The sequence below is a fragment of the uncultured Jannaschia sp. genome (assembly GCF_947503795.1).
In the GTDB taxonomy this organism is placed as follows: domain Bacteria; phylum Pseudomonadota; class Alphaproteobacteria; order Rhodobacterales; family Rhodobacteraceae; genus Jannaschia.
The window spans coordinates 630,272-655,843 of sequence record NZ_CANNEZ010000001.1 but is presented as its reverse complement, the minus strand read 5'-3'; the positions used below and the strand labels follow the sequence as shown (position 1 = coordinate 655,843).

General features: G+C 68.5%; 22 protein-coding genes. 12 read left to right on the top strand and 10 right to left on the bottom strand.

What is annotated here, in order from left to right:
• Window positions 1-60 precede the first annotated feature (60 nt).
• On the top strand, window positions 61-927 hold the full coding sequence (gene argB / locus Q0833_RS03420; protein ID WP_298430281.1) for an acetylglutamate kinase: 867 nt from the start codon (window positions 61-63) through the stop codon (window positions 925-927).
• 105 nt (window positions 928-1,032) lie between these two features.
• Here argB and Q0833_RS03415 read toward each other — a convergent pair whose 3' ends face one another.
• The 3 genes from Q0833_RS03415 to Q0833_RS03405 all read right to left on the bottom strand — a co-directional run bounded on the left by Q0833_RS03415 (window position 1,033) and on the right by Q0833_RS03405 (window position 4,326).
• Complete coding sequence (locus tag Q0833_RS03415) at window positions 1,033-2,310, bottom strand: DUF3422 family protein (protein WP_298430279.1); 1,278 nt, start codon at window positions 2,308-2,310, stop codon at window positions 1,033-1,035.
• Window positions 2,311-2,380: 70 nt separating this feature from the next.
• Window positions 2,381-3,580 (bottom strand): kynureninase, encoded by a 1,200-nt coding sequence (gene kynU / locus Q0833_RS03410; RefSeq protein WP_298430277.1) that lies wholly within the window; start codon window positions 3,578-3,580, stop codon window positions 2,381-2,383.
• On the bottom strand, window positions 3,580-4,326 hold the full coding sequence (locus tag Q0833_RS03405; RefSeq protein WP_298430275.1) for an SDR family NAD(P)-dependent oxidoreductase: 747 nt from the start codon (window positions 4,324-4,326) through the stop codon (window positions 3,580-3,582). The genes kynU and Q0833_RS03405 overlap by 1 nt, the downstream gene beginning before the upstream one ends.
• Before the next feature lie 110 nt (window positions 4,327-4,436).
• On the opposite strand from Q0833_RS03405, the gene Q0833_RS03400 reads away from it, so the two are divergent.
• On the top strand, window positions 4,437-6,011 hold the full coding sequence (locus tag Q0833_RS03400) for a Re/Si-specific NAD(P)(+) transhydrogenase subunit alpha (RefSeq protein WP_298430273.1): 1,575 nt from the start codon (window positions 4,437-4,439) through the stop codon (window positions 6,009-6,011).
• A gap of 12 nt (window positions 6,012-6,023) precedes the next feature.
• Window positions 6,024-7,541, top strand: coding sequence for an NAD(P)(+) transhydrogenase (Re/Si-specific) subunit beta (locus Q0833_RS03395; protein WP_298430271.1), 1,518 nt, complete (start codon window positions 6,024-6,026; stop codon window positions 7,539-7,541).
• On the opposite strand, the gene Q0833_RS03390 is transcribed toward Q0833_RS03395, so the two are convergent.
• The 5 genes from Q0833_RS03390 to hppD all read right to left on the bottom strand — a co-directional run bounded on the left by Q0833_RS03390 (window position 7,538) and on the right by hppD (window position 10,789).
• Window positions 7,538-7,909, bottom strand: a complete 372-nt coding sequence (locus Q0833_RS03390) for a periplasmic heavy metal sensor (RefSeq protein ID WP_298430269.1) — start codon at window positions 7,907-7,909, stop codon at window positions 7,538-7,540. The two genes, Q0833_RS03395 and Q0833_RS03390, sit on opposite strands and share 4 nt — an antisense overlap.
• A complete protein-coding gene (locus tag Q0833_RS03385; protein WP_298430267.1) occupies window positions 7,906-8,139 on the bottom strand; it encodes a hypothetical protein in 234 nt (77 codons plus the stop codon). Before Q0833_RS03385 ends, Q0833_RS03390 begins: the two co-directional genes overlap by 4 nt.
• On the bottom strand, window positions 8,129-8,710 hold the full coding sequence (locus Q0833_RS03380) for a sigma-70 family RNA polymerase sigma factor (protein WP_298430265.1): 582 nt from the start codon (window positions 8,708-8,710) through the stop codon (window positions 8,129-8,131). Before Q0833_RS03380 ends, Q0833_RS03385 begins: the two co-directional genes overlap by 11 nt.
• A 75-nt stretch (window positions 8,711-8,785) precedes the next feature.
• Window positions 8,786-9,163 (bottom strand): hypothetical protein, encoded by a 378-nt coding sequence (locus Q0833_RS03375; RefSeq protein WP_298430263.1) that lies wholly within the window; start codon window positions 9,161-9,163, stop codon window positions 8,786-8,788.
• 534 nt (window positions 9,164-9,697) lie between these two features.
• Entirely contained in the window at window positions 9,698-10,789 is a 1,092-nt protein-coding gene (gene hppD / locus Q0833_RS03370; protein WP_298430261.1) for a 4-hydroxyphenylpyruvate dioxygenase, read from the bottom strand.
• Between the two features lie 133 nt (window positions 10,790-10,922).
• On the opposite strand from hppD, the gene Q0833_RS03365 reads away from it, so the two are divergent.
• Complete coding sequence (locus Q0833_RS03365) at window positions 10,923-11,378, top strand: Lrp/AsnC family transcriptional regulator (protein WP_298430259.1); 456 nt, start codon at window positions 10,923-10,925, stop codon at window positions 11,376-11,378.
• On the opposite strand, the gene Q0833_RS03360 is transcribed toward Q0833_RS03365, so the two are convergent.
• Complete coding sequence (locus Q0833_RS03360) at window positions 11,375-13,309, bottom strand: cation:proton antiporter (protein WP_298430257.1); 1,935 nt, start codon at window positions 13,307-13,309, stop codon at window positions 11,375-11,377. The two genes, Q0833_RS03365 and Q0833_RS03360, sit on opposite strands and share 4 nt — an antisense overlap.
• A gap of 62 nt (window positions 13,310-13,371) precedes the next feature.
• Complete coding sequence (locus Q0833_RS03355; protein ID WP_298430255.1) at window positions 13,372-14,799, bottom strand: Glu/Leu/Phe/Val dehydrogenase dimerization domain-containing protein; 1,428 nt, start codon at window positions 14,797-14,799, stop codon at window positions 13,372-13,374.
• Between the two features lie 296 nt (window positions 14,800-15,095).
• Here Q0833_RS03355 and Q0833_RS03350 point away from each other — a divergent pair, with 296 nt between their 5' ends.
• The 8 genes from Q0833_RS03350 (at window position 15,096) to dnaG (ending at window position 25,559) form a co-directional block, all read left to right on the top strand.
• Window positions 15,096-16,859: a VWA domain-containing protein gene (locus tag Q0833_RS03350; RefSeq protein WP_298430253.1), complete on the top strand. Its 1,764-nt coding sequence runs from the start codon at window positions 15,096-15,098 to the stop codon at window positions 16,857-16,859.
• On the top strand, window positions 16,856-17,467 hold the full coding sequence (locus tag Q0833_RS03345) for a TadE/TadG family type IV pilus assembly protein (RefSeq protein WP_298430251.1): 612 nt from the start codon (window positions 16,856-16,858) through the stop codon (window positions 17,465-17,467). The genes Q0833_RS03350 and Q0833_RS03345 overlap by 4 nt, the downstream gene beginning before the upstream one ends.
• A complete protein-coding gene (locus tag Q0833_RS03340) occupies window positions 17,467-18,396 on the top strand; it encodes a hypothetical protein (protein WP_298430249.1) in 930 nt (309 codons plus the stop codon). The genes Q0833_RS03345 and Q0833_RS03340 overlap by 1 nt, the downstream gene beginning before the upstream one ends.
• A 142-nt stretch (window positions 18,397-18,538) precedes the next feature.
• A complete protein-coding gene (locus Q0833_RS03335) occupies window positions 18,539-19,789 on the top strand; it encodes a sarcosine oxidase subunit beta family protein (protein WP_298430247.1) in 1,251 nt (416 codons plus the stop codon).
• A 76-nt stretch (window positions 19,790-19,865) separates the two neighbouring features.
• Window positions 19,866-20,129, top strand: coding sequence for a sarcosine oxidase subunit delta (locus tag Q0833_RS03330; RefSeq protein ID WP_298430245.1), 264 nt, complete (start codon window positions 19,866-19,868; stop codon window positions 20,127-20,129).
• Window positions 20,126-23,062, top strand: coding sequence for a sarcosine oxidase subunit alpha family protein (locus Q0833_RS03325; protein WP_298430243.1), 2,937 nt, complete (start codon window positions 20,126-20,128; stop codon window positions 23,060-23,062). Before Q0833_RS03330 ends, Q0833_RS03325 begins: the two co-directional genes overlap by 4 nt.
• Entirely contained in the window at window positions 23,055-23,558 is a 504-nt protein-coding gene (locus tag Q0833_RS03320) for a sarcosine oxidase subunit gamma (RefSeq protein ID WP_298430241.1), read from the top strand. Before Q0833_RS03325 ends, Q0833_RS03320 begins: the two co-directional genes overlap by 8 nt.
• 51 nt (window positions 23,559-23,609) lie before the next feature.
• Window positions 23,610-25,559 carry a DNA primase gene (gene dnaG, locus Q0833_RS03315; RefSeq protein ID WP_298430239.1) on the top strand — a complete coding sequence of 650 codons (1,950 nt, stop codon included), beginning with the start codon at window positions 23,610-23,612 and terminating at the stop codon, window positions 25,557-25,559.
• Window positions 25,560-25,572: the final 13 nt, after the last annotated feature.

Below are 25,572 nucleotides of genomic sequence, written 5' to 3'. Positions count from 1 at the left end.
AAGCGCGGGATTCGGCGACGCGCTTGCGATAAGGCTGTCCGAACACCCGGAGCCGCCCCCATGAAGACCCGAGACGACATGACCCGCGACAACGCCGCCATCGCCCGCACCCTCAACGAGGCCCTGCCCTACCTGACCCGCTACGACGATGCCGTCGTGGTCATCAAGCTCGGCGGGCACGCCATGGGCTCGGATGACGGCATGGCCAGCTTCGCCCGCGACGTGGTGCTGATGCGCACGGTCGGCATCAACCCGGTGATCGTCCATGGCGGCGGCCCGATGATCAACCAGCTCCTGGAGCGGCTGGGCGTCAAATCCGAATTCGTGCGCGGCAAGCGCGTTACCGATGCCGAGACGATGCGCGTCGTCGAAATGGTGCTCGCGGGCGAGGTCAACAAGCGGATCGTGCAGGCGATCAACACCGCCGGCGGGCGCGCCGTCGGGCTGACCGGCAAGGATGCCGACATGATTACCTGCGAGCAGACCGACCCCGATCTCGGCTTCGTCGGCACCCCGTCCGAGGTCGATGCCCGCCTGCTCCACAGTCTCTTTCGCGACGAAATGATCCCCGTCATCGCCCCCATCGGCACGGGCCGGAACGACGAGACGTTCAACATCAACGGCGACACGGCGGCCGGGGCCGTCGCGGCCGCGCTGAACGCCGACCGGCTCCTCCTCCTGACCGATGTGGCCGGGGTGAAGGACGCGACCGGCCGCGTGCTGACCGCGCTGACGGCGGCGCAGGTGCGCGCGCTGACGGACGAGGGCGTCATCGCGGGCGGCATGATCCCCAAGACCGAGACGGCGCTGGCCGCGCTCGAGGGCGGCACGCGGGCCGTGGTCATCCTCGACGGACGGGTGCCAAACGCGGTGCTGCTGGAACTCTTCACCGAACACGGCGCGGGCAGCCTGATCCGGCTGGCCTAAGGGCGCGCGCGGGCCCTCGATGGTCCGGAAATATGCCGAAGAGCGCGCGAGGCAGCGCCTCTCGCCGGGACGGACGGGGCTCGATGCCCCGAACGGGCCGGGCTCTCAGCGGTCGATGCCCTTGCGCACCCGGCGAACGGCCCACCAGACCGCAAGGACGACGGGGACCACCACGGCGGCCATCACCATCTCCTTGGACCAGCCCATCCGCACGCCCAACGGGTAGAGCAGCGACGCCACCAGCCCCAGCGCGTAGTAGCTGATCGCAACGACCGACAGGCCCTCGACCGTCTTCTGGAGACGAAGCTGCGCCGCCGACCGCTCGTCCATCGAGCGCAGGAGCCGCGCGTTCTGATCGGCACGATCGACATTGACCCGCGTCGACAGAAGGTCCCCTGCCCGCTTGGCCCGCTCGGCCAGCGCCTCCATCCGGCGCTGCACGCTGCGGCAGGTCCGCATCGCGGGATCGAACCGGCGCATCATGAATTCCGCGAAGGTCTGGCGCCCGCCGAACCGCTCCTCGCGCAGGACTTCGATGCGCTGCTGGACGAGGGCCTCGTACGCCTCCATCGCACCGAAGCGGAACGAGGAGCGCGCGAGCATCGTCTCGAGGTCGGACCCGATGGTCAGCAGCCCGCTCAGCGTCTCTTCGGTCTGGCTCCGCCCCTCGCGCAGGCCGCCGACCAGCTCGGACAGCGTGCCGTCCATGACACCGAGATCGGCGGAAAGGGCACGCGCCCGCGGCAGGGCCAGCATCGCCATCGTCTTGTAGGTCTCGATCTCGGTCAGGCGCTGCACGATGCGTCCAACCCGCCGCTGGCCGGTCTCGGCGGTGGTGAATACGGCGAAGCGGACATGGCCGTTCGTATCGATGCGAAAGTCCGAGGCGATCGTCGCCGAGCCATCGAGCACCCGGCTGCACGCCAGGCTTTCGGGCACGAACCACTGGTCCAGCTTCGGCGCGATCTCCTCGCTTGGCGTCTCCGCCTCGACCCGGATCAGGGCCGAGGTGACCCGCAGCCCCGGCGCTTCGGCCAACCAGTCGGCCGGGAACACCTCGAACATGCGCCCGTCGAACGGCTGGTCGGCCACGCCGTCCGAGAAGAGCGTGTAGGTCACAAACTCCGTATGGCTTTCCCATTTCAGCCGATGCTTCCCGAGCTGGCCGAAGAAGTGCGTGGCGCCGGGCGCCGGCCGCTGGGCCCCGAACCGGTCAAGCAGCGCGTCGAGATGCGCCCGGTCGAGCCCGCGGTCGCGGGTCGCGGCATCGGTCTCGCGCTTGATGGCAACGAACGCCGCGCGGCACGGGGCCATCAGCGCCGGGAAGGGCCGCGCATGCAGCTCGTTGGCCAGTTCGTATCGACGGGGGTGATCGGTCAGCATGGGAGGTCCAGCTAGCACCCCGCGCCGGGCTGCCAAGCGGCCCGCGCGGTATGCCGGTGCATGGCGGCTTTCAGGTCACGGCCTGCCGGGCGTGGAATTCGGGCCGGTCCCAGGCGCGCTGGTCCATGATTGCGGCCAGGTGATCGATGGCGGCGTCGACCTCGGCCTCGCCGATGAAGAGCGGCGTGAACCCGAAGCGCAGGATATCGGGCGCGCGGAAATCGCCGATCACGCCGCGGGCGATCAGGGCCTGGACGATGGCATAGCCCTCGGGGTGGCGCAGGCTGACCTGACTGCCGCGCGGGATATCCATCGCAAGCGCGGGCGCGAGGTCGGGGCACCGGGTCGCAACGCCCTCGGCAAAGCGCGCCGACAGGACCAGCGACCGCGTCCGGACAGCGGCCATGTCGATCCCGTCCCAGACGTCCAGCGCCGCCTCCAGCGCGGCGAGTTGCAGGACCGGTGGCGTGCCCACGCGCATCCGCTCGATCCCCGCGCCGGGGCGGTAATCGAGGTCGAAGGCGAACGGCGCGTCATGGCCCAGCCAGCCCGAGAGCGCGGGCCGAACGGCATCCTGAAGGTCGGGGCGGACATAGACGAAGGCGGGCGCCCCCGGCCCCGCGTTGAGATACTTGTACGTGCAGCCCACGGCGAAATCGGCACCCGCACCGGCAAGATCCACCTCGTGCGCGCCGGCCGAATGGGCCAGATCCCAAACCGTGACGATGCCCGCCGCCGTGGCCCGACGGTCGAGCCCGGCCATGTCGTGCAGCCGCCCGGTCCGGTAGTCGACGGTGGTCAGCATCAGCACGGCGACCTCCTCCGTCAGGGCATCGGCTACGTCCTCGGGCGCGACGACCCGCAGGATCCAGCCATCGCGCAGCGTCGCGATCAGACCCTCGGCCATGTAGAGATCGGTCGGAAAATTGCCGCTGTCGGACAGGATCACGCGGCGGCCGTCGCCCGCCATATGGATCGCCGAGGCCAGCGCCTGATAGACCCGGATCGAGAGCGTGTCGCCGCAGGTCACCGACCCCGGCGCGGCCCCGATCAGCCGCCCGATCCGGTCGCCGAGCCGTGTCGGCCATCCCATCCAGCCCTCGCCGCCCGCGCCCGCGTTCCAGCCCCGGATCAGAAGCTCGGACCATTCGCCTAGCACCCGCTCCATCGCGGCAGGCACGCCCTTCGGCATCGGCCCCAGCGAATTGCCGTCGAGATAGATTACCCCGTCGGGCAGCACGAAGCGGTCCCGAAGTGCCTGCCAGTCCATCAATACTCCCCTCCGGCGATCTGGATCGCCTGCCCGTTCACCGAGCGTGCCGCGTCCGAGCAGAGCCATAGGGCGGCAGCCGCGACCTCGTCCACCTCGATCAGGCGCCGATGGGGGTTCAGGCCCACCATGACGTCGCGCGCGTCGGCATCCGACATGCCCGTCCGCGCGCTGATGCGATCGACGTTCTGGTCGATGATGGCCGTGTCGACATAGCCCGGGCAAAGCGCGTTGAACGTCACGCCGCGCCCCAGATGGTCCGCCGCCAGCCCCCGGATCAGGCCGATCATGCCGTGCTTCGACGCGGTATAGGCCGCCGCACCCTTCAGGCCCTTCAGCCCAGCGATCGACGAGACCGCGATGACGCGGCCCCAGGGGTCCATGTCGGGCAGGCAGGCGCGGATCGTGTGGAACGCGCCGTCGAGGTTGATCGACATGATGCGCCGCCACATCTCGGCGTCGGTCTTCGGAATCGTCGCGCCCTCGGCGATGCCGGCATTCGGCACGCAGATCGTCACCGGGCCGTGTCGGTCGCGCGCCGCGGCGATGCCGGCCACGACCGATGCCTCGTCGGACACGTCCATTTCGACGGGATACGCGCCCTGCACCTCGGCCAGCGGCGCCGCCCGGCGGCCGGTCACCGTGACCGCCGCGCCCTCGGCCAGCAGCGCCTCGGCGATGGCGCGCCCGATGCCCGTGCCCCCGCCGGTAACGAGCGCGTGCCGCCCCTCCAGTGTCTTCCCCAAGGGCAACCTCCTTCGCGCAAGATAATGTCGTGACGTGGCGGCTGGCCTTGAGGAAGGTTGCAGCCGCCTATATGGACGCACAGCACGTCACGCCTCGGGGAGAACATGCAATGAAGATCGGCGCACCGAAAGAGGTCCAGCCCGGCGAGAACCGCGTCGCCATCACGCCCGAAAGCGCGGGGCATCTCCAGAAGCTCGGCCACGAGGTGCTGATCGAGAGCGGCGCGGGCGAGGCGGCGGGCTTCACGAACGACGCTTACCGCGCGGCCGATGTCGAGGTCGTCAAGACCGGCGCGCAGATCTTCAAGATGGCCGACGTCATCGTCAAGGTGCAGCCGCCATCCGAGACCGAGGTCAAGCGCCTGACCCACGGCAAGACTCTGATCTCGTTCTTCTATCCTGGCTCCAACGAGGCGCTGATGGAATTGGCGCGCGACAAGGGTGCCAGCGTCGTCGCGATGGACATGGTCCCCCGCATCAGCCGCGCGCAGAAGATGGACGCGCTCTCGTCGATGGCCAATATCGCGGGCTATCGCGCCGTGATCGAGGCGGGCAACAATTTCGGCCGGTTCTTCACGGGGCAGGTGACGGCGGCGGGCAAGGTGCCCCCGGCCAAGGTGCTGGTCGTCGGCGCGGGCGTCGCGGGCCTTGCAGCCATCGGGACGTCGACGTCGCTGGGGGCGATCACCTACGCCTTCGACGTCCGCCCCGAGGTGGCCGAGCAGATCGAATCGATGGGCGCCGAGTTCGTCTATCTCGAATTCGAGGACAGCGAGCTGCCGGACGGCGCCGAGTCCGGCGGCTACGCCCCGCCCTCCAGCCCCGAATTTCAGGCCAAGCAGCTCGAGAAGTTCCGCGAGCTTGCGCCCGATATGGATATCGTCATCACGACGGCGCTGATCCCCAACCGCCCCGCGCCGGTCCTGTGGACCGAGGACATGGTCAAGGCGATGAAGCCCGGCTCGGTCATCGTCGACCTCGCCGCCGAGCGCGGCGGCAATTGCGAGCTGACCGTCAAGGACGAGAAGATCGTCACCGAGAACGGCGTCACCATCGTCGGCTATACCGACTTCCCCAGCCGGATGGCCGCGCAATCCTCGACGCTCTACGGCAACAACATCCGCCACATGATCGCCGACCTGACCCCCGAGAAGGACGGACAGGTCGTGCACAACATGGAAGACGACGTCATCCGAGGCGCGACCATCGCGCATTCCGGCGAGACGACATGGCCCCCGCCCCCGCCCAAGGTCGCGGCGATCGCCGTGCAGAAGAGGGAAAAGCCCAAGGAGCTGACGCCCGAGGAGAAGCGCGCCAACGAAGTCGCCGCCTTCCAGTCCGAGACGAAGTTCCAGGTCGGCCTGCTGGCCGTCGGCGGCGCGCTCCTGCTGCTGGCCGGGCTCTTCACCCCGGCCAGCTTCATGCAGCATTTCATCGTCTTCACGCTGGCCTGCTTCGTGGGCTTCCAGGTGATCTGGGGCGTCGCGCATTCGCTGCATACGCCGCTGATGGCCGTCACCAACGCTATCTCCTCGATCATCATCCTCGGCGCGCTCCTGCAGATCGGCAGCGGCTCGTGGCTCGTGATCATCCTCGCCGCGCTCTCGGTCTTCATGGCCGGCATCAACATCTTCGGCGGCTTCCTCGTGACACGGCGCATGCTCGCCATGTTCCAGAAGTCGTAAGGGGCACGCATCATGGAACTCGGATTCACCAACGCGGCCTATGTCGTCGCAGGCGTCCTCTTCATCCTCTCGCTCGGCGGTCTGTCGAGCCAGGAAAGCGCCAAGCGCGCCATCTGGTATGGCATCGTCGGGATGGCGCTGGCCGTCATCGCCACCATCGTCGGGCCCGGCGCGGGGCTCTGGCCGCTCTCGATCATCCTCATCGGGCTCGGCGGCGCGATCGGCTACCTGTTGGCCACACGCGTCCAGATGACCCAGATGCCCGAGCTCGTGGCCGCGATGCACTCGCTCGTGGGCCTCGCGGCGGTCTTCGTGGGCCTCAACGCCCATATCGAGATCGGGCGCGTCGCCGCGGCCTTCGCCGAGGCCGGCCTCCCGTTCCCGCGCGGCTACGCCGAGGCGCCCGACGTGGCGCTGGCCTCGGCCCTCGTGGTCGACCAATTCCGCGGCTTCGGCACGGTCGTCGCCAAGAAGATCCCGGTCGAGATCACGATCCTGCAGATCGAACTGGCCCTCGGGGTCTGGATCGGCGCGATCACCTTCACGGGCTCGGTCGTGGCCTACGGCAAGCTGTCGGGCAACTCGAGCCTCCTGCCCTTCAAGATCGACACGGCGGCCAAGAAGCTGCCGGGCGGCCACGCCCTGAACGCTGCGGCGGCGGCGATCTCGGTGATCTGCCTCGTCTGGTATCTCGGATCGGGGAGCGCCCTGGCCCTCGCGATCCTGACGCTGGCCGCGCTCTTCATCGGCTACCATCTCATCATGGGGATCGGCGGCGCGGACATGCCGGTCGTCGTCTCGATGCTGAACAGCTACTCGGGCTGGGCCGCCGCCGCGATCGGCTTCTCGCTGGGCAACGATCTCCTGATCGTGGTCGGCGCGCTGGTCGGCTCCTCGGGCGCGATCCTCAGCTACATCATGTGCAAGGCCATGAACCGGTCCTTCGTCAGCGTGATCCTTGGCGGCTTCGGCGGCCCCGCGGGCGAGCAGATGGCGGTCGAGGGAGAGCAGGTCGCCATCGATGCCGATGGCGTGGCCACCGCGCTGAACGAGGCCGATAGCGTCGTCATCGTGCCGGGCTACGGCATGGCGGTGGCGCAGGCGCAGTCGGCGGTGGCCGAACTGACCCGCAAGCTGCGCGCCAAGGGCAAGAACGTGCGCTTCGCGATCCACCCGGTCGCGGGCCGCCTGCCCGGCCACATGAACGTGCTTCTGGCCGAAGCAAAGGTGCCCTACGACATCGTGCTCGAGATGGACGAGATCAACGACGACTTCCCCGACACCGACGTGGTGATCGTCATCGGCTCGAACGACATCGTGAACCCGGCGGCGCAGGACGACCCGAACTCTCCCATCGCGGGGATGCCGGTGCTGGAGGTGTGGAAGGCCAAGCAGGTCTTCGTGTCCAAGCGCGGTCAGGGAACCGGCTATTCGGGGATCGAGAACCCGCTCTTCTACAAGGACAACACGCGGATGTTCTACGGCGACGCCAAGGCCTCGCTCGACACGCTGATGCCCAAGATCGACTAGCGGTCGGCCTCCAGGGCGTCGAGCATGATGCCCTGGAGCGCGCTCTGCAATTCGGTGGAGCGCTGCCGCACCTCGGCCAGTGCCGCGCGCGCCGCGGCGGGATCGTAGGGTTCGGCCTCGGCGGCGGCCACGAAGGCCCGGCGCGCCGCGGCCACCGCCATTAGCGGGGCGCGCACCTCGTCCCGCCGGTCCCGGATCGCGGCCCGGATGGCACGACGCTCGGGGCGCGGCAGGGCGACGTTCTCGAAATTATAGTCGGCGCGGAAGGACAGCACGGCCCAGACCGCGCCCAGCGCCGCCGCGTTCAGCAGAAGTGACACTGCCAGCACGACGCGCAGTCCGATGCGAATGGCGCGCTCCGACCTCATGGCATCACCCCGGCGCCCGTCGCGATGCTCTGGAGGAGGTCCACCGGGTCGAGCGCGTAGGCGGCCAGAAGCGCGGCTCCGAACAGCAGCACGACGAGCAGGACCGTGATCGCGACCGCCGGGTCCGGTCCCCGGCGCGCGGGCCTTGGAAGCGGTCGATCCGGCGGCGCGGCGGCGCTTGCCCGGCGGACCAGCCCGTCAAGTGTTCCCCGATCCCGTTCACCCGTCATCCCGTTTGCCCTCCCCGCTCAGCACGTCGCGCAGGCGTCGCCGCGCGCGCACCAGAAGCTGCTCCACCGCCCCGTTCGACAGGCCCATCGCCGACCCGATCTCCGCCGTGCTGAGCCCGGCCACGACCGACATCAGAAGGGCCATGCGCTGCCGATCGGGCAGATCGTGGATCACGGCGCGCGTCCTGTCCACGTCGCTTCGCGCCATCGCCACCCGCTCGGGACCCGGCGCGTCGCTGGCCAGCACATCGCCCAGAGGCTCGAGGCCGATCACCTGTCGCAGGCGGCGGCGGCGCAGCGCGTCGCGGCCCTTGTTGCGCGCGATGGCGTAGATCCATGAGAGCGCGCCGCCTCGCGCGGGATCGTACCGCGCGGCGGACCTCCAGATCGCGAGGAAGACGTCCTGCGTGCAGTCGCGGGCCGCGTCGTCGGACCCCAGAAAGCGCGCGAGGAACCCGGTCATCGGCGCCCCGAGCAGCGACATCAAGTCGTCCAACGCCCCCGTCTCCCCCGCCGCAAGTGCGGCGAGGGCGGCTTGGGCTCGGGTCTCCGTCTCGGTCGCCTCTGCCAAGCCGCCCCCTCCGGTTCGCCCCAGCATCCACGGCTCCGCCCGCCGGGGCCAGCCTCGTCTTCGACCGGGCTGCGCTCAGCGCGTGCGCGTAACGGTCCGGGTTTCGGTGTTGCCGCGGGGTCCGGTGCGCTGGGTGACGACCGTGCCGGAGGCCGGGCTGGACACGCGGGTCCGGTCGCGCAGATAGGTCCGGCCCTGCGCGTCGGTCAGCACCGTGCTGCCGGTCGCGCCGCTCCGGTTGCCCGACCAGGTGCGGTCGCGCAGGAACACGCGCCCCTCGCGGCCCGTGATCGTTGATGTCGCCACGCAATCGAGCGTGCGGCCGCCGCTCGGGGCGCAGCTCCGGTCGGTGACGACGCTGCCGCCGTTGGAGTTGGTTACGGTCACGGTCTGGGCCTGGGCCGCCGCACCGATCAGAAGGGCGGTGGCCGCGATGAGGGTCGATCTGAACATGTCATGTCCTCGCCTGGGGGTCGCGCCGCGACCCGGTTGGATGGTCCCGCCCCGCGTATGACGCGCGCCGGCTACAAAGGGATACGCAGGCGATCCCCCGGCCCTACGCGGCGGTGGACGATTTTTCTCGGGAGGTTCGGGATCGGACGGCCGGACGAACAAACGCCCCGGCCTGTATCAGACCGGGGCGCCGCTCAAACGGACACTCCCCGCACCGCACAACCACCGGGAAGCGCCCGGAGTCGATGGGCCGAATCCCGGTCTCGGGCGCGACGGGTCACGCGATGGCCGGGGGGCCGATCTTGGTCGAAACCACCGAGCGGAGCCGCGACTGGACCCGCAATCTCGGTCTGGTCCGGTGCGGCAGATGCGGGCGTGACGAGGCACCGCGGCCCCGACTCGGTGGTTCACAAGACGAACGGGAGCGCGTGGTCTAAGGTTCCAAGAAAACCCGGAATCCCGCAAATTCGACGGATCGAACGGCGCGGTCGGGGCCGTGGCTCGGGCGCGCGGGCACCCGCCCCGCGACCGCGCTCAGCCGTTCAGGACGCCGCGCTCGATCTGGTCCTGCTCGATGGCCTCGAACAGAGCCTTGAAGTTGCCCTCGCCGAAGCCGTCATCGCCCTTGCGCTGGATGAACTCGAAGAAGATCGGCCCGATGCAGGTCTTGGAGAAGATTTGCAGCAGGATGCGCGTCTCGCCCCCGCCGACGACGCCTTCGCCGTCGATCAGGATGCCGTGCTTCTCGAGCGCGTCGAGCGGCTCCTCGTGACCCGTCACGCGCTCCCGCGACAGCGGATAGTAGGTTTCGGGCGGCTTCGGCATGAAGGTGACGCCGTTCTCGGCGATGGCGTCGACGGCGGCGTAGATGTCCTTGGCCCCAACCGCGATGTGCTGGATGCCCTCTCCCTTGTAGCGCTTGAGGTATTCGACGATCTGCCCCGTCTCGCCCCGGTCCTCGTTGATCGGGATGCGGATACGGCCGCAAGGCGAAGTCAGCGCGCGGCTCAGGAGTCCGGTGAACTTGCCCTCGATATCGAAGAACCGGATCTCGCGGAAGTTGAATAGCTCGCCGTAGAAGCGGAACCAGACATCCATGTTCCCCTTGTGGACGTTGTGCGTCAGGTGATCGAGGTAGTGGAAGCCGACGCCTTCGGGATGCGCCTGCGCGATCCACTCGAACTCGGCGTTGTAGGGCGAGGCGTCGCGATACTGGTCGATGAAGTAGATCAGGCTGCCGCCGATGCCGACGATCGCGGGCACGTTCATCACCTTGCCCGTCCCCTCGTAGGGCTCGGCACCCTTCTCGACGGCATGGCGGAAGGCGTGGTCGGCGTCTGCGACGCGCCAGCCCATCGAAGGGGCGCAGGGGCCGTGCTCGGCCACGAAATCCATCGCGTGGCTGCCCGGTTCGGCATTGATGAGATAGGTGATGTCGCCCTGCTGCCAGACCTCGACCGCACGGGTCTTGTGGGTCGCGACATGGGCGTAGCCTTGCCGCGTGAAGAGATCGCGCAGGGCCTGCGGATCCTCATGCGCGAACTCGACGAATTCGAACCCGTCGGTGCCCGCCGGATTGGCGTCGCTGATCTCGGCATACGGGGCGTGGTGGGGGAACGGACCCATGGGACATCTCCTCTTTCGGATGATATAGGCCATCCGCCGGGCGCAGGCTGCGCAATCTGTGCCATTCTCTACCTCAAAGCCGACCGCTCAGCGCACGTAAATGGACATAGCTGCGCAAACTGTGCATCCTGCGGTGATGGACGCTATCGACCGCAACCTGCTCGACCTTCTGCAACGCGACGCAAGCCTCGCCTCGGACCGTCTGGCGGAGCGGCTGAACCTTTCGGCCAGCCAGGTGCGGCGACGGCGGGCGCGGCTGGAGGCGGAAGGTTACATCCGGTCGATCACGGCGCGGCTGGACCCGACGCGGCTCGGGCTCGACGTGCAGGCCTTCGTGCAGGTCCAGATGGCGAGCCACGCCCCCGAAGGCGCGCGCGCCCTTCTGCGCCAACTCGAGACCGAGCCGCGCGTGGCCTCTGTCTGGACCCTGACGGGCGAGGCCGACTACCTTCTGCGGGTCTGGTGCCCGGACCTCGGAAGCCTGAACGACCTCGTGCACAACGTCCTGTTGCCCCATCCCGCCGTCGCACGGGTCCAGAGCCAGATCGTCATGGCTCAGCCCAAACGCGACGGACCACTGCCGATCTAGGCCCCGGACGGGCGGGGAGCGGGCGGCTCGGGCAGCGGCTCGGCCTCGGCGGCGACGGCCTCGGCATCCTCGCCGAACCGCGACAGGAGCGCGCTTTCAAGGTCGCGATTGTATTCCTGCGCCCGCGCCCGATAGGCCGGGTTCTGGTCGATCGGGAGGCCCGGCTCCCACAGAGAGGCGAGGTCCTTCAGCGCCTCGCGATCGTGACGGAAGAACGCCTCGCGGGCCTGGAACGCCTCGGTCTCGGACCAGCCCAGATCCTCAAGCACGTAGCGCCCGGCCCGCAGGCTCGAGTCGAACATCTCGCGGACGATCTGCCGCGCGCCCGCCCGCCAAAGCTCGTAGACATGAACCCGGTCATAGGCCCGCGCGACGATGTGGATATCGGGGTTCGACGCCCGCGCGAGCTTGGTCAGCCGCACCGCGTCGGCCCGGTCGTCCAGCGCGATCACCAGCACCTTCGCTGTCGCCAGCCCCGCCGCCTCCAGCAGTTCGGGCCGGGTCGGGTCGCCCATATAGGTCTTGATCCCGAAGCTGCGCAGCAGCCGGATCGTCTCGATGTCGCGGTCGAGCACGACGGCCCTGACGCCCGCCGCCTGCAGCATCCGGTGCACGACCTGCCCGAAGCGCCCGACACCGGCGATGATGACGGAATGCCCCTCCTCGTCGATCTCGTCGTCGGGATGGCTCTCGCCGGTCTGCATCCGCTCGGTGAGCTTCTGGTGCAGGATGAAGAGGAGCGGCGTCGCCAGCATCGAGAGCGCGATCGCCAGCAGCAGGACGCCCGACAGCTCGCGACCGAACACCCCGTCCGACACCCCGACCGAGACGAGCACGAAGCCAAATTCGCCCGCCTGCGCCAGCGACAGGGTGAAGAGGATGCGATCGGTGCCCCTCAGCCGCGCGGCGATGGCCAGCGCGAAGAGGATGATAGCCTTGAGCGCGATCAGCCCCAGCGTCACCCCGAGGATGACGATCGGCTGCGCAAGGAAGGTGCCGAAATCGATGCCCGCGCCCACGGTGATGAAGAAGAGCCCGAGAAGGAGACCCTTGAAGGGTTCGATATCGGCCTCGAGCTCGTGCCGGAACTCGGAATTGGCGAGGACGACGCCGGCGAGGAAAGTGCCCAGCGCGGGCGACAGCCCGACGAGGATCATCAGGACCGCGACCCCGATCACGAAGAGCAGGGACACGACGGTGTGCATCTCGCGCAGGCGGGCCTGTCCGGCGAAGGCGAAGATCGGACGCGTCAGGAAGACACCCGCCCCGATCACGAAGGCGACCGCCGCCACCGTCAGCGCGGTCAGACCCCAGGCGGGCAGCGTGTCCACCCAGTGGCCGACATCCGCGGCCATGGTCGCCGCCGACCCGTCGCCGATGGCCGGTTCCGCATGATCGCCGCCGCCGACCGCCGCCGGTGCCAGCGCCAGCAGCGGCATCAGCGCCAGCATCGGGATCACCGCGATGTCCTGAGCGAGCAGCACCGAAAAGGACGAGCGGCCGCCGCGCGTCGCGGTCAGGTTCCGCTCCTGCAAGGTCTGCATCACGATGGCCGTCGAGGAGAGCGCGAAGACCATGCCGATGGCGGTCGCCGTCTGCCAGGCGAAGCCGAAGGCCACCGCGATCCCGGCGACGGCAGCCATGGTCAACGCGACCTGCCCCACCCCGAGCCCGACGAGCCGCATCCGCATGTCCCACAGCGCCCGCGGTTCGAGTTCGAGGCCGATCACGAAGAGCAGCATCACAACGCCGAATTCGGCAAAGTGCTGAAGGCTCTCGGTTTCGGATCCCACAAGACCCGCGACCGGGCCGATCAGGATGCCCGCCATCAGGTAGCCGAGGACGGAGCCCAAGCCGAAGCGCACCGCAAGCGGCACGCAGAGCGTGGCCGCCGCGAGGTAGATCGCCGCCTGGACGAGAAAGCTTTCCATCCATCCGGTCTAGGGGACGGACCGGGGGGATGGAAGGCGGTGCGACCGCGACCGCGCGCCCGTCAGAGGCCCTTGGCCTGATAGGTGGCGGCGATCCGGCTGATGGCGACGATGAAGCCGGCCGTCCGCAGGTCGTGGACGTCGCTTCGGTCATGCCAGACCTCGCGCATCGACTGGTAGGCGCCGCGCATCGTGTCATCGAGGCCGGAGCGCACGAGCTCGAGCTCGCCCGCGCCGCGCAGGTAGTTCTTCTTGAAGTCGTCCGAGAGGGTCCAGGCCACGTCGCGGTTCTTCGACAGCCGCTCCAGCTCGTTGACGAGGACGTGGTGGCGCGCCTCCTCGGCGCGGCGCTGCATCCGGCCGAAGCGGATATGGCTGAGGTTCTTGACCCATTCAAAATAGCTGACCGTCACGCCGCCCGCATTGGCGTAGAGGTCGGGAATGATGACCGTGCCCTTCTCGAGAAGGATGGCGTTCGCCTCGGCGGTGACGGGCCCGTTGGCCGCCTCGATGATGAGCGGCGCCTGCACGCGGGCGGCGTTGCCCTCGTGGATGGTGCCCTCGAGGGCCGCCGGGATGAGGATATCGCACTCGGCCTCCAGAAGCTTCGAGCCGTCCGCCTCGTAGGTGGCACCGGGGAAGTCCTTCACGCCGCCGGTCGACTGGATATGCGCGCGGAGCGCCTCGACATCGAGGCCGTCATCGGATTGGACGGCCCCGTCCCGCTCGATCACCGCGGTGATCTTGCAGCCGTCCTCGGTCGAGAGGAACTGCGCCGCGTGCCAGCCCACATTGCCAAGGCCCTGCACCACGACGCGCTTGCCGTCGAGCGTGCCCGAAAGCCCCGCCTTGGCGATGTCCTCGGGATGGCGAAAGAACTCCTGCAAGGCATATTGCACGCCCCGGCCCGTCGCCTCGACCCGACCGGCGATGCCGCCCGCATGGGGCGGCTTGCCGGTGACGCAGGCGCGGCCGTTGATGTCGGTGGTGTTCATCCGCTGATACTGGTCGCTGATCCACGCCATCTCGCGCTCGCCCGTACCCATATCGGGGGCGGGCACGTTCTGGGCGGGGTTGATCATGTCGCGCTTGATCAGCTCGTAGGCGAAGCGGCGGGTGATCTGTTCGAGCTCATGCGGCTCCCATTCGCGCGGATCGATGCACAGCCCGCCCTTCGAGCCGCCGAACGGCGTCTCGACCAGGGCACATTTGTAGGTCATCAGCGCGGCCAGCGCCTCGACCTCGTCCTGATGCACCGCGAGGGAATAGCGGATGCCGCCCTTCACGGGCTCCATGTGCTCCGAATGGACCGAGCGATAGCCGGTGAACGTATGGATCGCCCCCCGGAGGCGGACCCCGAAGCGCACGGTGTAGGTCGCGTTGCAGACCCGGATCTTCTGCGCGAGTCCGGGGCTCAGATCCATCAGGGCCACCGCCTGATCGTACATTGCGTTAACAGATGCGCTGAAACCGCCGTGCATGTCCGCCATATTCCTGTCCTCCCTTCGACGGATCATTCCGCCAATGGGGTGACCCTAACGGCCCGATCCGGAAACGACAGAACCATTCCGCGGCGGACTGTTCTCAATTCGACCGATCCGGCCATCGAAACACCACAAATCTGCCCGCTATCCTCCGCATCGGCCTGACATAAAAATCGTCGCGGGCACGCTGTCCGCCTTGATTCGTTAACTATTGCACCGGGGGTGTCATACCCGGCGGAAAGGCGACCTTGGCCATGTCCACCCGACCTCAAGACGCGTTTCACGCATCGGAAGACGGTGCGATGACCATTTTCGGGTTGTTCATCTTCATCCTGATGCTGGTCGGGGGCGGCATCGCGCTCGACCTGATGCGCGCCGAGGTGAACCGCACCGAGCTGCAATATACCGTCGATCGCGCCGTGCTCGCCGCGGGTTCGCTGGACAACACGCGCGACGGCCGCGAGATCGTGCAGGACTACCTGCGCGCCGCCGGCTATCCCGAGGACGCGGTGCGCGTCATCTCCGAGAATAACGGCTTCAACAGCCGCATCGCCGTCGCCTCCGAGGTCGAGACCCAGAGCCTCTTCATGAACATGCTGGGCGTCGACACGATCATCACGCCGGTCTCGTCCGAGGCCAAGGAAGAGCAGACCGAGATCGAGATCGCGCTCGTGCTCGACCGGTCCGGCTCGATGGGCGGCAGCAAGCTGACCAACCTCAAGACGGCGGCGAACGACTTCGTCACCAAGCTTCTGAAGGACCGTGAACAGGTCACGACGATCTCGGTCGTGCCGTATAACCACGTCGTCAATCTGGGCGAGGATCTGGCGTCGAAGTTTCGTCTGACGGGCGAACACGCGAACTCGAACTGCGTCATCTTCGATGGAACCGAATACACCAGCACCGGCATCGCCGCGGGCACAGTCCTGCAGCGTCTGGCGCATTTCGACCCGTGGACCGACGACGATGACGGCAACGCGACAGGCCTCGTGGCACGGCCGCAATGCCAGGCGAGCGACGAAGGCCGGATCCTGCCTTGGTCGAACGACGTGGGTGCAATCACGGCCCATATCAACAGCCTGACCGCGCATTCCAATACCGCCATGGATCTGGGCGTGAAGTGGGGTCTGGCCCTGCTCGACCCGACCTTGCGCGAAGAAGCCTCGTCGATGATCGCGGATGGCGATGTGCCCTCGATCTTCACCGGTCGCCCGTACGACCACCGCACGCCCGGCGTCCGCAAGGTGATGGTCGTGATGACGGACGGCAAGAACACGAACCAATACGACCTGAAGGACGCCCAGCGGACCGGCGGGTCGGGTATCTTTGCCTACAATCCCGACTGGGCGATCAGTTCGGACAGCCCCTTCTGGCCCTCGGAAAACGAGACCGGCGACTGCGCGATCGGCGCGTCGGGACACGCCTATGGTCACGGACGGGGCGGCGATACCACGTACACGACGAGCCTCAACGAAGACGGCACCTGTCTCGTCGATCCCGACGCCACGCCGCCGACCCCGCCCTATGCCGGGCTCGTCTTCGGGCTGAACAAGAACGGCGAGCCGCGCCCCTACCCGGCCAAGTCCTTTGACAAGAAGCTCGGGTCGGACACGATCCTGTCCATCTGGTCGCCGACCAACAACAGCTACATGGTCCGCCGCAAGGGCTATTACGACGAGTATCGCAGCACGCCCTACGGTGGTTCGAACGCTGTCGAGATCGACAATTCCGACCTCTATTCCCTGATATCGACGGATTACATCTACGCGCGACTGACCAACGGAATGCCCTGGTCCGACCGTCAGACCTATCGCTATGCCTACGAGAACGTCGCCAACGCGACCGTCGCGGATGACAACCTCTCGGCGGCATGCAAGGCCGCGCGCGATGCGGGCATCATCATCTACACGATCGCCGTCAGCGCCCCCTCGGAGGGCGAAGATGCGATGCGCGATTGTGCGGGCGACGACTACGCAGGCAATTACTTCGACGTGAACGGCCTCGATCCCGCCAGCGCCTTCGACGAGATCTTCACCTCAATGAACCGCCTGAGGCTCACGCAATGAGTGCGAGCCGCATCCTACGCACCATCGGCGCGATCTGGAGCCTGATCGCCACACCGGTGATGAACCGGTTCGACCGGAGCGTCGGCCTGGGCGATGACGACCACCCGGATTCCGCCCGCGAACGGGGCGGGGCCACGGTCGAGTTCGTGATCCTGCTGCCCGTCTTCCTGGGCATCTTCCTCGCGTCCTTCGAGACCTCGATGCTGATGACGCGGCAGGTCATGCTGGAGCGTGGCGTCGACATGGCCACGCGCGACATCCGCCTCGACGGCGTCGGCTCGATCTCCCAGGACGACCTGCGCGACGAGATCTGTGCGCGCGCGCGGATCCTGCCCAATTGCCAGTCGAACCTGTTGGTCGAGCTGACCCAGATCAACGTCGCGACGATGGCCATGCCGACCTCCGACACGCCCTGCCAGGACTTCAGCGTCGCGGGCACCGAAACGGCCGCCTACGTGACGAACCGCGCCGAGAAGCTGATCCTGATGCGCGCCTGCTATTCCGTCGACCCCATCATTCCGTTCGGCCTCGGCGCCGATCTCGTGAACGATATCGACGGCACCATCCGCATGGTCACCTCGACCGCCTTCATCGTGGAGCCCGTGTGATGCGCCGCCTGTTCGATCGCCTGCCCGTTCCGGCGTTTCTGCGCCGCGACGACGGCGCCGTCTCGGTCGAGGCGACCGTGATGATGCCCGCTCTCATCGTCGCGTTCCTCGCCGGGTTCTCCTATTTCGACGCCTACCGGAAGGAAGGCGCGACGGTGAAGGCGGCCTATGCGCTGGGCGACGTGCTCTCGCGGATCACCAATTCCTCGACCACGCCGGCGCAGCTTCAGGGCATGACCGACATGTTCGAGACGATGACCTTCTCGGAAGGCAAGTCGTGGATCCGCGTCAGCGAGATCCAGCGCCAGGGTGATAAGCTCGCCGTCATCTGGTCCTATGCCAGCGAGGGCAACCCCGCGCTTACCGACACGCGTCTTCTGAAGTTCCTGCCACGCATCCCGACGCTTGCCGCCAACGAGCGGGTCGTGGCCGTCGAGACCTATACCGAGTTCGAAGCCTTCTACGGCATGGGCATCGAGCCGCGCGTCTTCGACACTTTCGTGACGACCCGGCAGCGGTACTGGCCGCGGCTCGACATGGACCCGACCGTCCTGCCCACCGGCGTGGCCGACGTCAGCATCAGCGGAGACTGCTCCGAGGCGGGGCCCGACATGGGCAACAGCTTCAGCATCCTGACCGCCGCCGGCATCGGTTGCGGCATGGACCTCACGTCGCCCGCGGTCGTCGCCGCGACCGAGGCCGCCTACGAGGAAGAGACCTCCGCCGAGGTCATCGCGGCCGCAAACGCGGCCTATCAGGACGCGATTGCCGCGGGCGACGAAACGCAGTCCGGCTTCTGGGCGCGTCTCGCCGAATGGTGGTTCGCCTTCATCGGCAGCCAGCCCCAGCAAGTCGCCGATGCCGGAGGCGCGGCCGAAACGGGTGACCGCGACCGTGGCGACGATGACGATGACGATGACGACGATTGAGATCGCGACATCGGAAGCGGAATATCGTCGCACCTGACACCCGGCGCAGTCGCAGATCGACCGCCCCGTGTCGCCGCCGGGGGCTTGCCCCGACCCGCCCTGCCGCTAGGCTGCCCCGAGGGACGACCGGGGATCACGCCAGATGCGCTTCAGCGCCTTAGAAATCCTTCGCCAGGGCCTGCGCGGCAACACGGGCTGGACGCCCCATTGGCGCTCGCCCGAGCCGAAGGACGCCTATGACGTCGTCATCGTCGGCGGCGGCGGCCACGGGCTCGCGACCGCGTTCTACCTGGCCAAGGAACACGGCATCACCAATGTCGCCGTCCTCGAGAAGGGGTATATCGGCGGCGGCAACGTGGGCCGGAACACCACGATCGTGCGCGCCAATTACGGGATGCCCGGCAACTCCCAATTCTATTCCCATTCCCTCAAGCTCTGGGAGGGGCTCGAGCAGGAGCTGAACTACAACGCGATGATGTCCCAGCGCGGCATCTACAACCTCTTTCACTCCGACGGGCAGCGCGACGCCTATGTCCGCCGTGGCAACACCATGGTGACCCAGGGCGACGACGCCGAGCTCCTCAGCCGCGACGACGTCCGCGCCCGCCTGCCGATGCTCGACCACGACAACGCCCGCTTCCCGGTTCTCGGCGCGCTCTATCACGGGCGGGGCGGCACCGCGCGCCACGATGCGGTGGCTTGGGGCTTCGCGCGGGGCGCCGACATGCGCGGCGTCGACATCATCCAGAACTGCGAGGTCACGGGCATCGACATCGAGGGCGGGCGCGTGCGCGGCGTCAAGACCTCGCGCGGGGCGATCCGGGCCAAGCAGGTGGCATTGGTCACCGCCGGCCGCTCCAGCCAGACGGCCGCGATGGCGGGGCTGCGCCTGCCGATCGAAAGCCATATCCTCCAGGCCTTCGTGACCGAGGGGCTGAAGCCCTGCCTCGACCATGTCGTGACCTTCGGCATGGGTCATTTCTACATCAGCCAGTCCGACAAGGGCGGCCTCGTCTTCGGCGGCGATCTCGACTTCTACGCCAGCTATGCCGCCCGCGGGAACCTGCCCATGGCCGAACATGTCATGGAGGCCGGGATCGCGATGATGCCGATGATCGGACAGGCCCGGATGCTGCGGAGTTGGGGTGGGATCATGGACATGACGCCCGACGGCTCGCCCATCATCGACCACGCACCCGTGGACGGCCTGATCGTCAATGCGGGCTGGTGCTATGGCGGGTTCAAGGCCGTCCCCGGCTCGGGCTTCTCGACCGCGCACCTGATCGCCACCGGCAATCATCACGCGCCCGCCGCACGCTTCCGTCTCGACCGGTTCGCCCGTGGCGACATGATCGACGAAGAAGCGACCGGATCGCAGCACAATCTTCATTGATGGCAACAGGTCCACATATCGCGTCCGGCTCCGGACCCGCCGCGGGCGAGTCCGCGGCACACAGGGGAGCTCCGCCATGCGCCTGACCTGTCCGCTCTGTGGCGACCGGGATCGCCGCGAGTTCTACTATCTCGGTCACGAGACCTATCTCGACCGGCCCGAGGCGGGCGCGCCTGTCGCCGCCTGGGACGACTACCTGCACAACCGCGACAACCCCGCCGGGCCGACCCGCGACCTCTGGCAGCACGAGGCCGGGTGCGGCGCATGGCTCCTGGTCGAGCGCGACACCGTCACCCACGAGATCCGGTCTGTCCACCTCGCGCGGGAGGGCGCGGCATGAGGACCGAGACCGGCGGCCTGATCGACCGCGACGCGCGCCTGCGCTTCACCTTCGACGGCCGCGTCGTGGAGGCGCGCGCAGGCGACACCGTCGCGTCGGCGCTCCTGGCCGAGGGAACGCGGCTCATGGGCCGAAGCTTCAAGTATCACCGCCCGCGCGGCCCCCTGACCCATGACAGCGCCGAGCCCAACGCGCTGGTCACGACCCATTCCGGCGCCCATGCCATCCCGAACGTGCGCGCCACCACGCAGGGGGTGTTCGACGGCCTTCAGGTCCGCAGCCAGAACGCCTGGCCCTCGCTGAAATTCGACGCGATGGAGGTCAACGACCTCGCCGCGCCGTTCCTCGGCGCCGGGTTCTACTACAAGACGTTCATGTGGCCCCGCGCGGCCTGGGAAAAGCTCTACGAGCCGATCATCCGCCGCGCGGCGGGCCTCGGCGCGCTCTCGGGCGCGCCCGATCCGTGGCGCTCCGAGAAGGCGTTCGCGCATTGCGATCTCCTCGTCATCGGCGGTGGGCCTGCGGGCCTCGTCGCCGCGCTCACCGCGGCCCGGTCAGGTGCCGACGTCATCCTCTGTGACGAGGGCGACCGGCTGGGCGGGCGCCTCCTGTGCGAGACCGAGACGCTGGCCGGGAAACCCGCCACCACCTGGATCGACGTGCAGGCGGACGCGCTCCGGGATGCGGGCGTCCGCGTGATGACCCGCACCACCGTGACCGGCGCCTATGACGGCGGCACCTTCGGCGCGCTGGAGCGGGTGTCGCACCACATCGCCCAGCCCCATCCCGACCTGCCGCGCGACTGCTTCTGGCGGATCTCGGCGCGGCGCGCGGTGCTGGCGGCGGGCGCGCTGGAGCGGTCCATCGCCTTCCCGATGAACGACCGGCCCGGCGTGATGCTCGCGGGGGCCGTCCGCGCCTATCTCAACCGCTGGGGCGCGGTCGGCGGCGCGCGCGTCGCGATCTTCGCCAACAACGACGACGCCCACCGCACCGCGACCGACCTGATCGACGCGGGCGTGCGCGGCGCCGCCGTGATCGATCCGCGCGAGGGGGTCGAGGCGCGGGGCGACTACGAGGTCATTCGGGGCCATGTCACCCGCGCCCATGGCCGCCTCGGGCTGACCGGCATCACGGTTCGCCGTGCGGGCGGCGGCGCGCATCGGATCGACTGCGACATCCTCGGGGTGTCCGGCGGCTGGAACCCGTCCGTCCATCTGACGTGCCATACCGGCGCCCGCCCCGTCTGGGACGATGCCATCGCCGCCTTCCGCCCCACCCCCGACGCGGTTCCGGGGCTCGAGGTCGCGGGTGCCGCGAACGGAGATTTCTCGACCGCCGCTGCGCTGTCCGGTGGGCAGGACGCGGCGGCGCGCGCCCTCGGGTCGATGACGGGCACGATCACGCCCGTGACCCTGCCAGACGCGCCGCAGACGGCGGGCGGTATCGCGCCGCTCTGGGCCGTGGACGCGCCGAAGACGGCCCGGCACCGCGCTTGGCTCGATTTCCAGAACGACGTCACGACCAAGGACGTGGTCCAGGCCGCGCGCGAGAACTTCGCCTCGGTCGAGCACATGAAGCGCTACACCACGCAGGGCATGGCGACCGATCAGGGCAAGACCTCGAACGTCGCGGCGCTGGCGATCCTCGCGGACGCGACCGGGCGCAGCATCCCCGAGACCGGCACCACGACCTTCCGTCCACCCTTCGTGCCCGTCCCGATGGGTGCGATGGGCGCGGGCGCCACCGGCGCGGGATTCGCGCCCGAGCGGCTGACCACCAGCCATGCGGCCAGCGCGGCCCGCGGGGCACCGATGATCGAGACCGGCCTCTGGTATCGCCCCGGCTGGTTCCCGAAGGACGGCGAGGACTGGCGCGCCGCCTGCAGCCGCGAAGCCGCGATGGTGCGCGAGACGGTGGGTGTCGCCGATGTCAGCACGCTGGGCAAGATCGACATCCAGGGCCCGGACGCGGCCGCCCTTCTGGATTTCGTCTACACCAACATGTTCTCGACCTTGAAGGAGGGCCGCGCGCGGTATGGACTGATGCTGCGCGAGGACGGGTTCGTCATGGATGACGGCACCACCGCGCGCCTTGGCCCCGAGCATTACGTGATGACGACAACCACCGCCGCCGCCGGTCAGGTCATGCGCCATCTGGAATTCGTCACGCAGTGCCTGCACCCCGACTGGCGCGTCGGCATCGTCTCGGCAACCGAAGCCTGGGCGCAGTTCTCGGTCGCGGGCCCGAAGGCGCGAGAGCTGGTGGCGGGCCTCGTGGCCGAGCCGGTCACCGACGAGACCTTCCCCTTCATGGGCTGCGGGCCGGTCACGGTGCATGGCGTGCCGGGCCGTCTCTTCCGCATCTCCTTCTCGGGCGAGCATGCCTACGAGATCGCGGTGCCGTCGCGCTATGGTGCTGCGCTCTACGACGATCTGGTCACCCGCGCCGAAGCCCTCGGCGGCGGCGCCTACGGGATGGAGGCGCTGAACGTGCTCCGGATCGAGAAGGGCTTCATCACCCATGCCGAGATCACGGGCCGCGTCACCGCCTTCGACATCGGAATGGACCGCATGATCAGCGCCAAGAAGGACTGCATCGGCAAGGACGCATCCCGCCGGCCGGCCATGCTGACCGACCGCGAGGAGCTGGTCGGCCTGCGCGGGGCCGAGGAGGACAGCTTCATCACCGCCGGCGCGCATCTGTTTACCAAAGACGCCGACATCATCCCGGCCAACGATCAGGGCTACGTCACCTCGCCCTGCATCTCGCCCGCGCTGGGCGGGCACATCGCGCTGGGGTTCGTGCGCAACGGACGGGCGCGGATCGGCGAGCGGCTGGAACTGGTCGACCGCCTGAACGACAATTCAAGCGAGGTGGTGATCGTCGATCCGGTCCAGTTCGACCCCGACGGAGGACGCGCCCGTGGCTGATCTCACCGCACGCTCGCCTGCCGAAGGATTGCTGCCCCAAACAATCGGTCAGTGTGCGCTGACCGAAGAATGGCCGGAGGCGATTACCGCGCTCTCGGCCTTGTCGGACGGCGCAGACCTGCCCGCGCCGGGGGAGACGGCGACGCAGGGCGAAGCGACGCTGCTCTGGTCGGGACGAAGACAGGCCATGGCCTTCGGCCCCGTGGACCCACCCAACGGGACGGTTGGCTGCGACCAGACCGATGCGTGGTGCGTGATGCGGTTGGACGGGCCGGATGCGGCAGACGTTCTCGCCCGACTCACGCCGCTCGACCTGAACCCCGCGATCCTGAAGCCCGGCCACACGGCGCGCAGTCTGCTCGGCCACATGAACGCGCTGTTCCACCGCATCGGGCCGAACACGTTTCGCATCATGGTGTTCCGGTCGATGGCGGCCAGCGCCGTTCACGAGATCGAGCGCGCGATGAAGGGTGTCGCTGCGCGGCGCGACGCCTGAGCACCGCGAGCGCCCCTCGACTCTCCACCGGCGCGACCCGATATCTAGGCCATGCGCCTGCCCGACAGTTTCCTCGACGATCTCCGCAACCGGCTGAGCCTATCGGCCGTGGTCGGGCGGAAAGTCGTCTGGGATATGAAGAAGACCAACCAGGCCAAGGGCGACTGGTGGGCGCCCTGCCCGTTCCATCAGGAGAAGACGGCCAGCTTTCACGTCGATGACCGGAAGGGGTTCTATTACTGCTTCGGCTGCCAGGCGAAGGGCAACCTGTTCGGTTTCGTGCAGGAGACCGAGAACGTGGGCTTCATGGAAGCGGTCGAGATCCTCGCCGCCGAAGCCGGGATGGAGATGCCCGCCAAGGACCCCCGCGCCGCCGAGAAGGCCGATCTGCGAACGCGACTGGCCGAGGTCACGGAACTGGCAGTCAAATGGTTCCGCCTGCAGCTCCGCACGAACGCCGCCGCCGGTGCACGGGACTACCTCGCGGGACGCGCGCTAACGGAGACATCACAAGAGACGTTCGAGCTGGGGTACGCGCCGGACACTGGCGACGCGTTGCTGCAGCATCTACAGAACCAAGGCATCGCCTGGGACCTGATCGAGGGCGCGGGTCTTGGCGTGGCCGAAGAGGACGGCCGCCGCCGTGACCGCTTCATCAACCGCATCATCTTCCCCATTCGCGACGCGCGCGGCCGCTGCATCGGCTTCGGCGGGCGCGCGATGAACCCGAATTCGCCCGCGAAGTACCTGAACTCGCCCGAGACGGCGCTCTTCGACAAGGGCGCCAACCTCTACAATCTCGGCCCCGCCCGCACGGCCGCAGGTCAGGGCCAGCCCTTCCTCGTGGCCGAGGGGTACATGGACGTGATCGCGCTGCATCAGGCCGGTTTCGAGGCCGCCGTCGCGCCCCTGGGGACCGCCGTCACCGAGCGGCAGCTTCAACTGATGTGGCGCGTCACCCCCGAGCCGCTGATCGCGCTCGACGGCGACGCGGCGGGCCAGCGCGCGGGCCTAAGGGTCGCGGACCTCGCGCTGCCGCTCATCGAGGCGGGGCACTCCCTGCGCTTCGCGGTGCTGCCGGAGGGTCAGGACCCCGACGACCTGATCCGCGCCGAGGGACGCGCCGCGATGCAGGCCGTCATCGACGACGCGCGGCCCATGCTGGCGCTGCTCTGGGCCCGCGAGATCGAGGGGAAGTCCTTCGACAGCCCAGAACGGCGCGCCGCGCTCGACCGAGACCTTCTCGCCGTGATCGGCCGCATCAAGGACACGCGCCTGCGCAAGCACTACGCCGAAGACGTCAAGCGGCGTCGGGCCGAACTCTTCGGCCTGCCGCTCGACGCGCCCATGGCCCCCGCCCCGCCGGACGTGCCGGATCGCTCCGCCCGTCCGTGGGTGCCCGCATCCGAGTTTCGCGCGCGCCGCAACGCCCCCCGACCCGCCAGCACCAGTGCGCGCAGCTCCGTGCTCGCCTCCGGCGCAGCCCCCGACCTCGTGTTGGAGCAGGTCATCCTCGCGGGGCTGGTGTTGCATCCCGAGCTGATCGAGACCTTCGCCGATCGTCTGGAGGCCATGAGTTGGTCGGGACCACACGGATCGCTCGCCGCGGCCCTTCTGCGGATGCCACCGGGCATCGATTCGGACATGTTGCAGGACCGGCTCGACCCCGAGACCCTTGAATCGCTTCTGGCGCAAAGCCATGTCCGCATCTCGCCCGTCCGTCGCGGCGCCGAACCGGCACGCCTCTGCGTCGAGGATGCGGTGACGCGGCTGGCGGCCCGGCGCGGTGCGGACCGCGAACGCCGCGAGGCGATGGAGGATTTCAACGATGGGGCCGGTGAGGCCCTGACATGGCGCCTGGCCGAGGCCGCGCGCCGCCACGATGCCGCCCAGAGGGCGCGAACCACGGATGATGCGACCGGAGAGGACGCTGCGGGAATGTCGGATTACCTGCAGGGCCTGCTGGACACAGAAGTCTGGAAGAAAACGAAGAAGAAGTGATTCGGGATGCGGC

Coding starts and splice junctions, on each gene's coding strand:
- argB (WP_298430281.1), top strand. CDS start 61: ATGAAGACCCGAGACGACATGACCCGCGACAACGCCGCCATCGCCCGC.
- Q0833_RS03415 (WP_298430279.1), bottom strand. CDS start 2,310: ATGCTGACCGATCACCCCCGTCGATACGAACTGGCCAACGAGCTGCAT.
- kynU (WP_298430277.1), bottom strand. CDS start 3,580: ATGGACTGGCAGGCACTTCGGGACCGCTTCGTGCTGCCCGACGGGGTA.
- Q0833_RS03400 (WP_298430273.1), top strand. CDS start 4,437: ATGAAGATCGGCGCACCGAAAGAGGTCCAGCCCGGCGAGAACCGCGTC.
- Q0833_RS03395 (WP_298430271.1), top strand. CDS start 6,024: ATGGAACTCGGATTCACCAACGCGGCCTATGTCGTCGCAGGCGTCCTC.
- Q0833_RS03390 (WP_298430269.1), bottom strand. CDS start 7,909: ATGAGGTCGGAGCGCGCCATTCGCATCGGACTGCGCGTCGTGCTGGCA.
- Q0833_RS03385 (WP_298430267.1), bottom strand. CDS start 8,139: ATGACGGGTGAACGGGATCGGGGAACACTTGACGGGCTGGTCCGCCGG.
- Q0833_RS03375 (WP_298430263.1), bottom strand. CDS start 9,163: ATGTTCAGATCGACCCTCATCGCGGCCACCGCCCTTCTGATCGGTGCG.
- hppD (WP_298430261.1), bottom strand. CDS start 10,789: ATGGGTCCGTTCCCCCACCACGCCCCGTATGCCGAGATCAGCGACGCC.
- Q0833_RS03360 (WP_298430257.1), bottom strand. CDS start 13,309: ATGGAAAGCTTTCTCGTCCAGGCGGCGATCTACCTCGCGGCGGCCACG.
- Q0833_RS03355 (WP_298430255.1), bottom strand. CDS start 14,799: ATGGCGGACATGCACGGCGGTTTCAGCGCATCTGTTAACGCAATGTAC.
- Q0833_RS03350 (WP_298430253.1), top strand. CDS start 15,096: ATGACCATTTTCGGGTTGTTCATCTTCATCCTGATGCTGGTCGGGGGC.
- Q0833_RS03345 (WP_298430251.1), top strand. CDS start 16,856: ATGAGTGCGAGCCGCATCCTACGCACCATCGGCGCGATCTGGAGCCTG.
- Q0833_RS03340 (WP_298430249.1), top strand. CDS start 17,467: ATGCGCCGCCTGTTCGATCGCCTGCCCGTTCCGGCGTTTCTGCGCCGC.
- Q0833_RS03335 (WP_298430247.1), top strand. CDS start 18,539: ATGCGCTTCAGCGCCTTAGAAATCCTTCGCCAGGGCCTGCGCGGCAAC.
- Q0833_RS03330 (WP_298430245.1), top strand. CDS start 19,866: ATGCGCCTGACCTGTCCGCTCTGTGGCGACCGGGATCGCCGCGAGTTC.
- Q0833_RS03325 (WP_298430243.1), top strand. CDS start 20,126: ATGAGGACCGAGACCGGCGGCCTGATCGACCGCGACGCGCGCCTGCGC.
- dnaG (WP_298430239.1), top strand. CDS start 23,610: ATGCGCCTGCCCGACAGTTTCCTCGACGATCTCCGCAACCGGCTGAGC.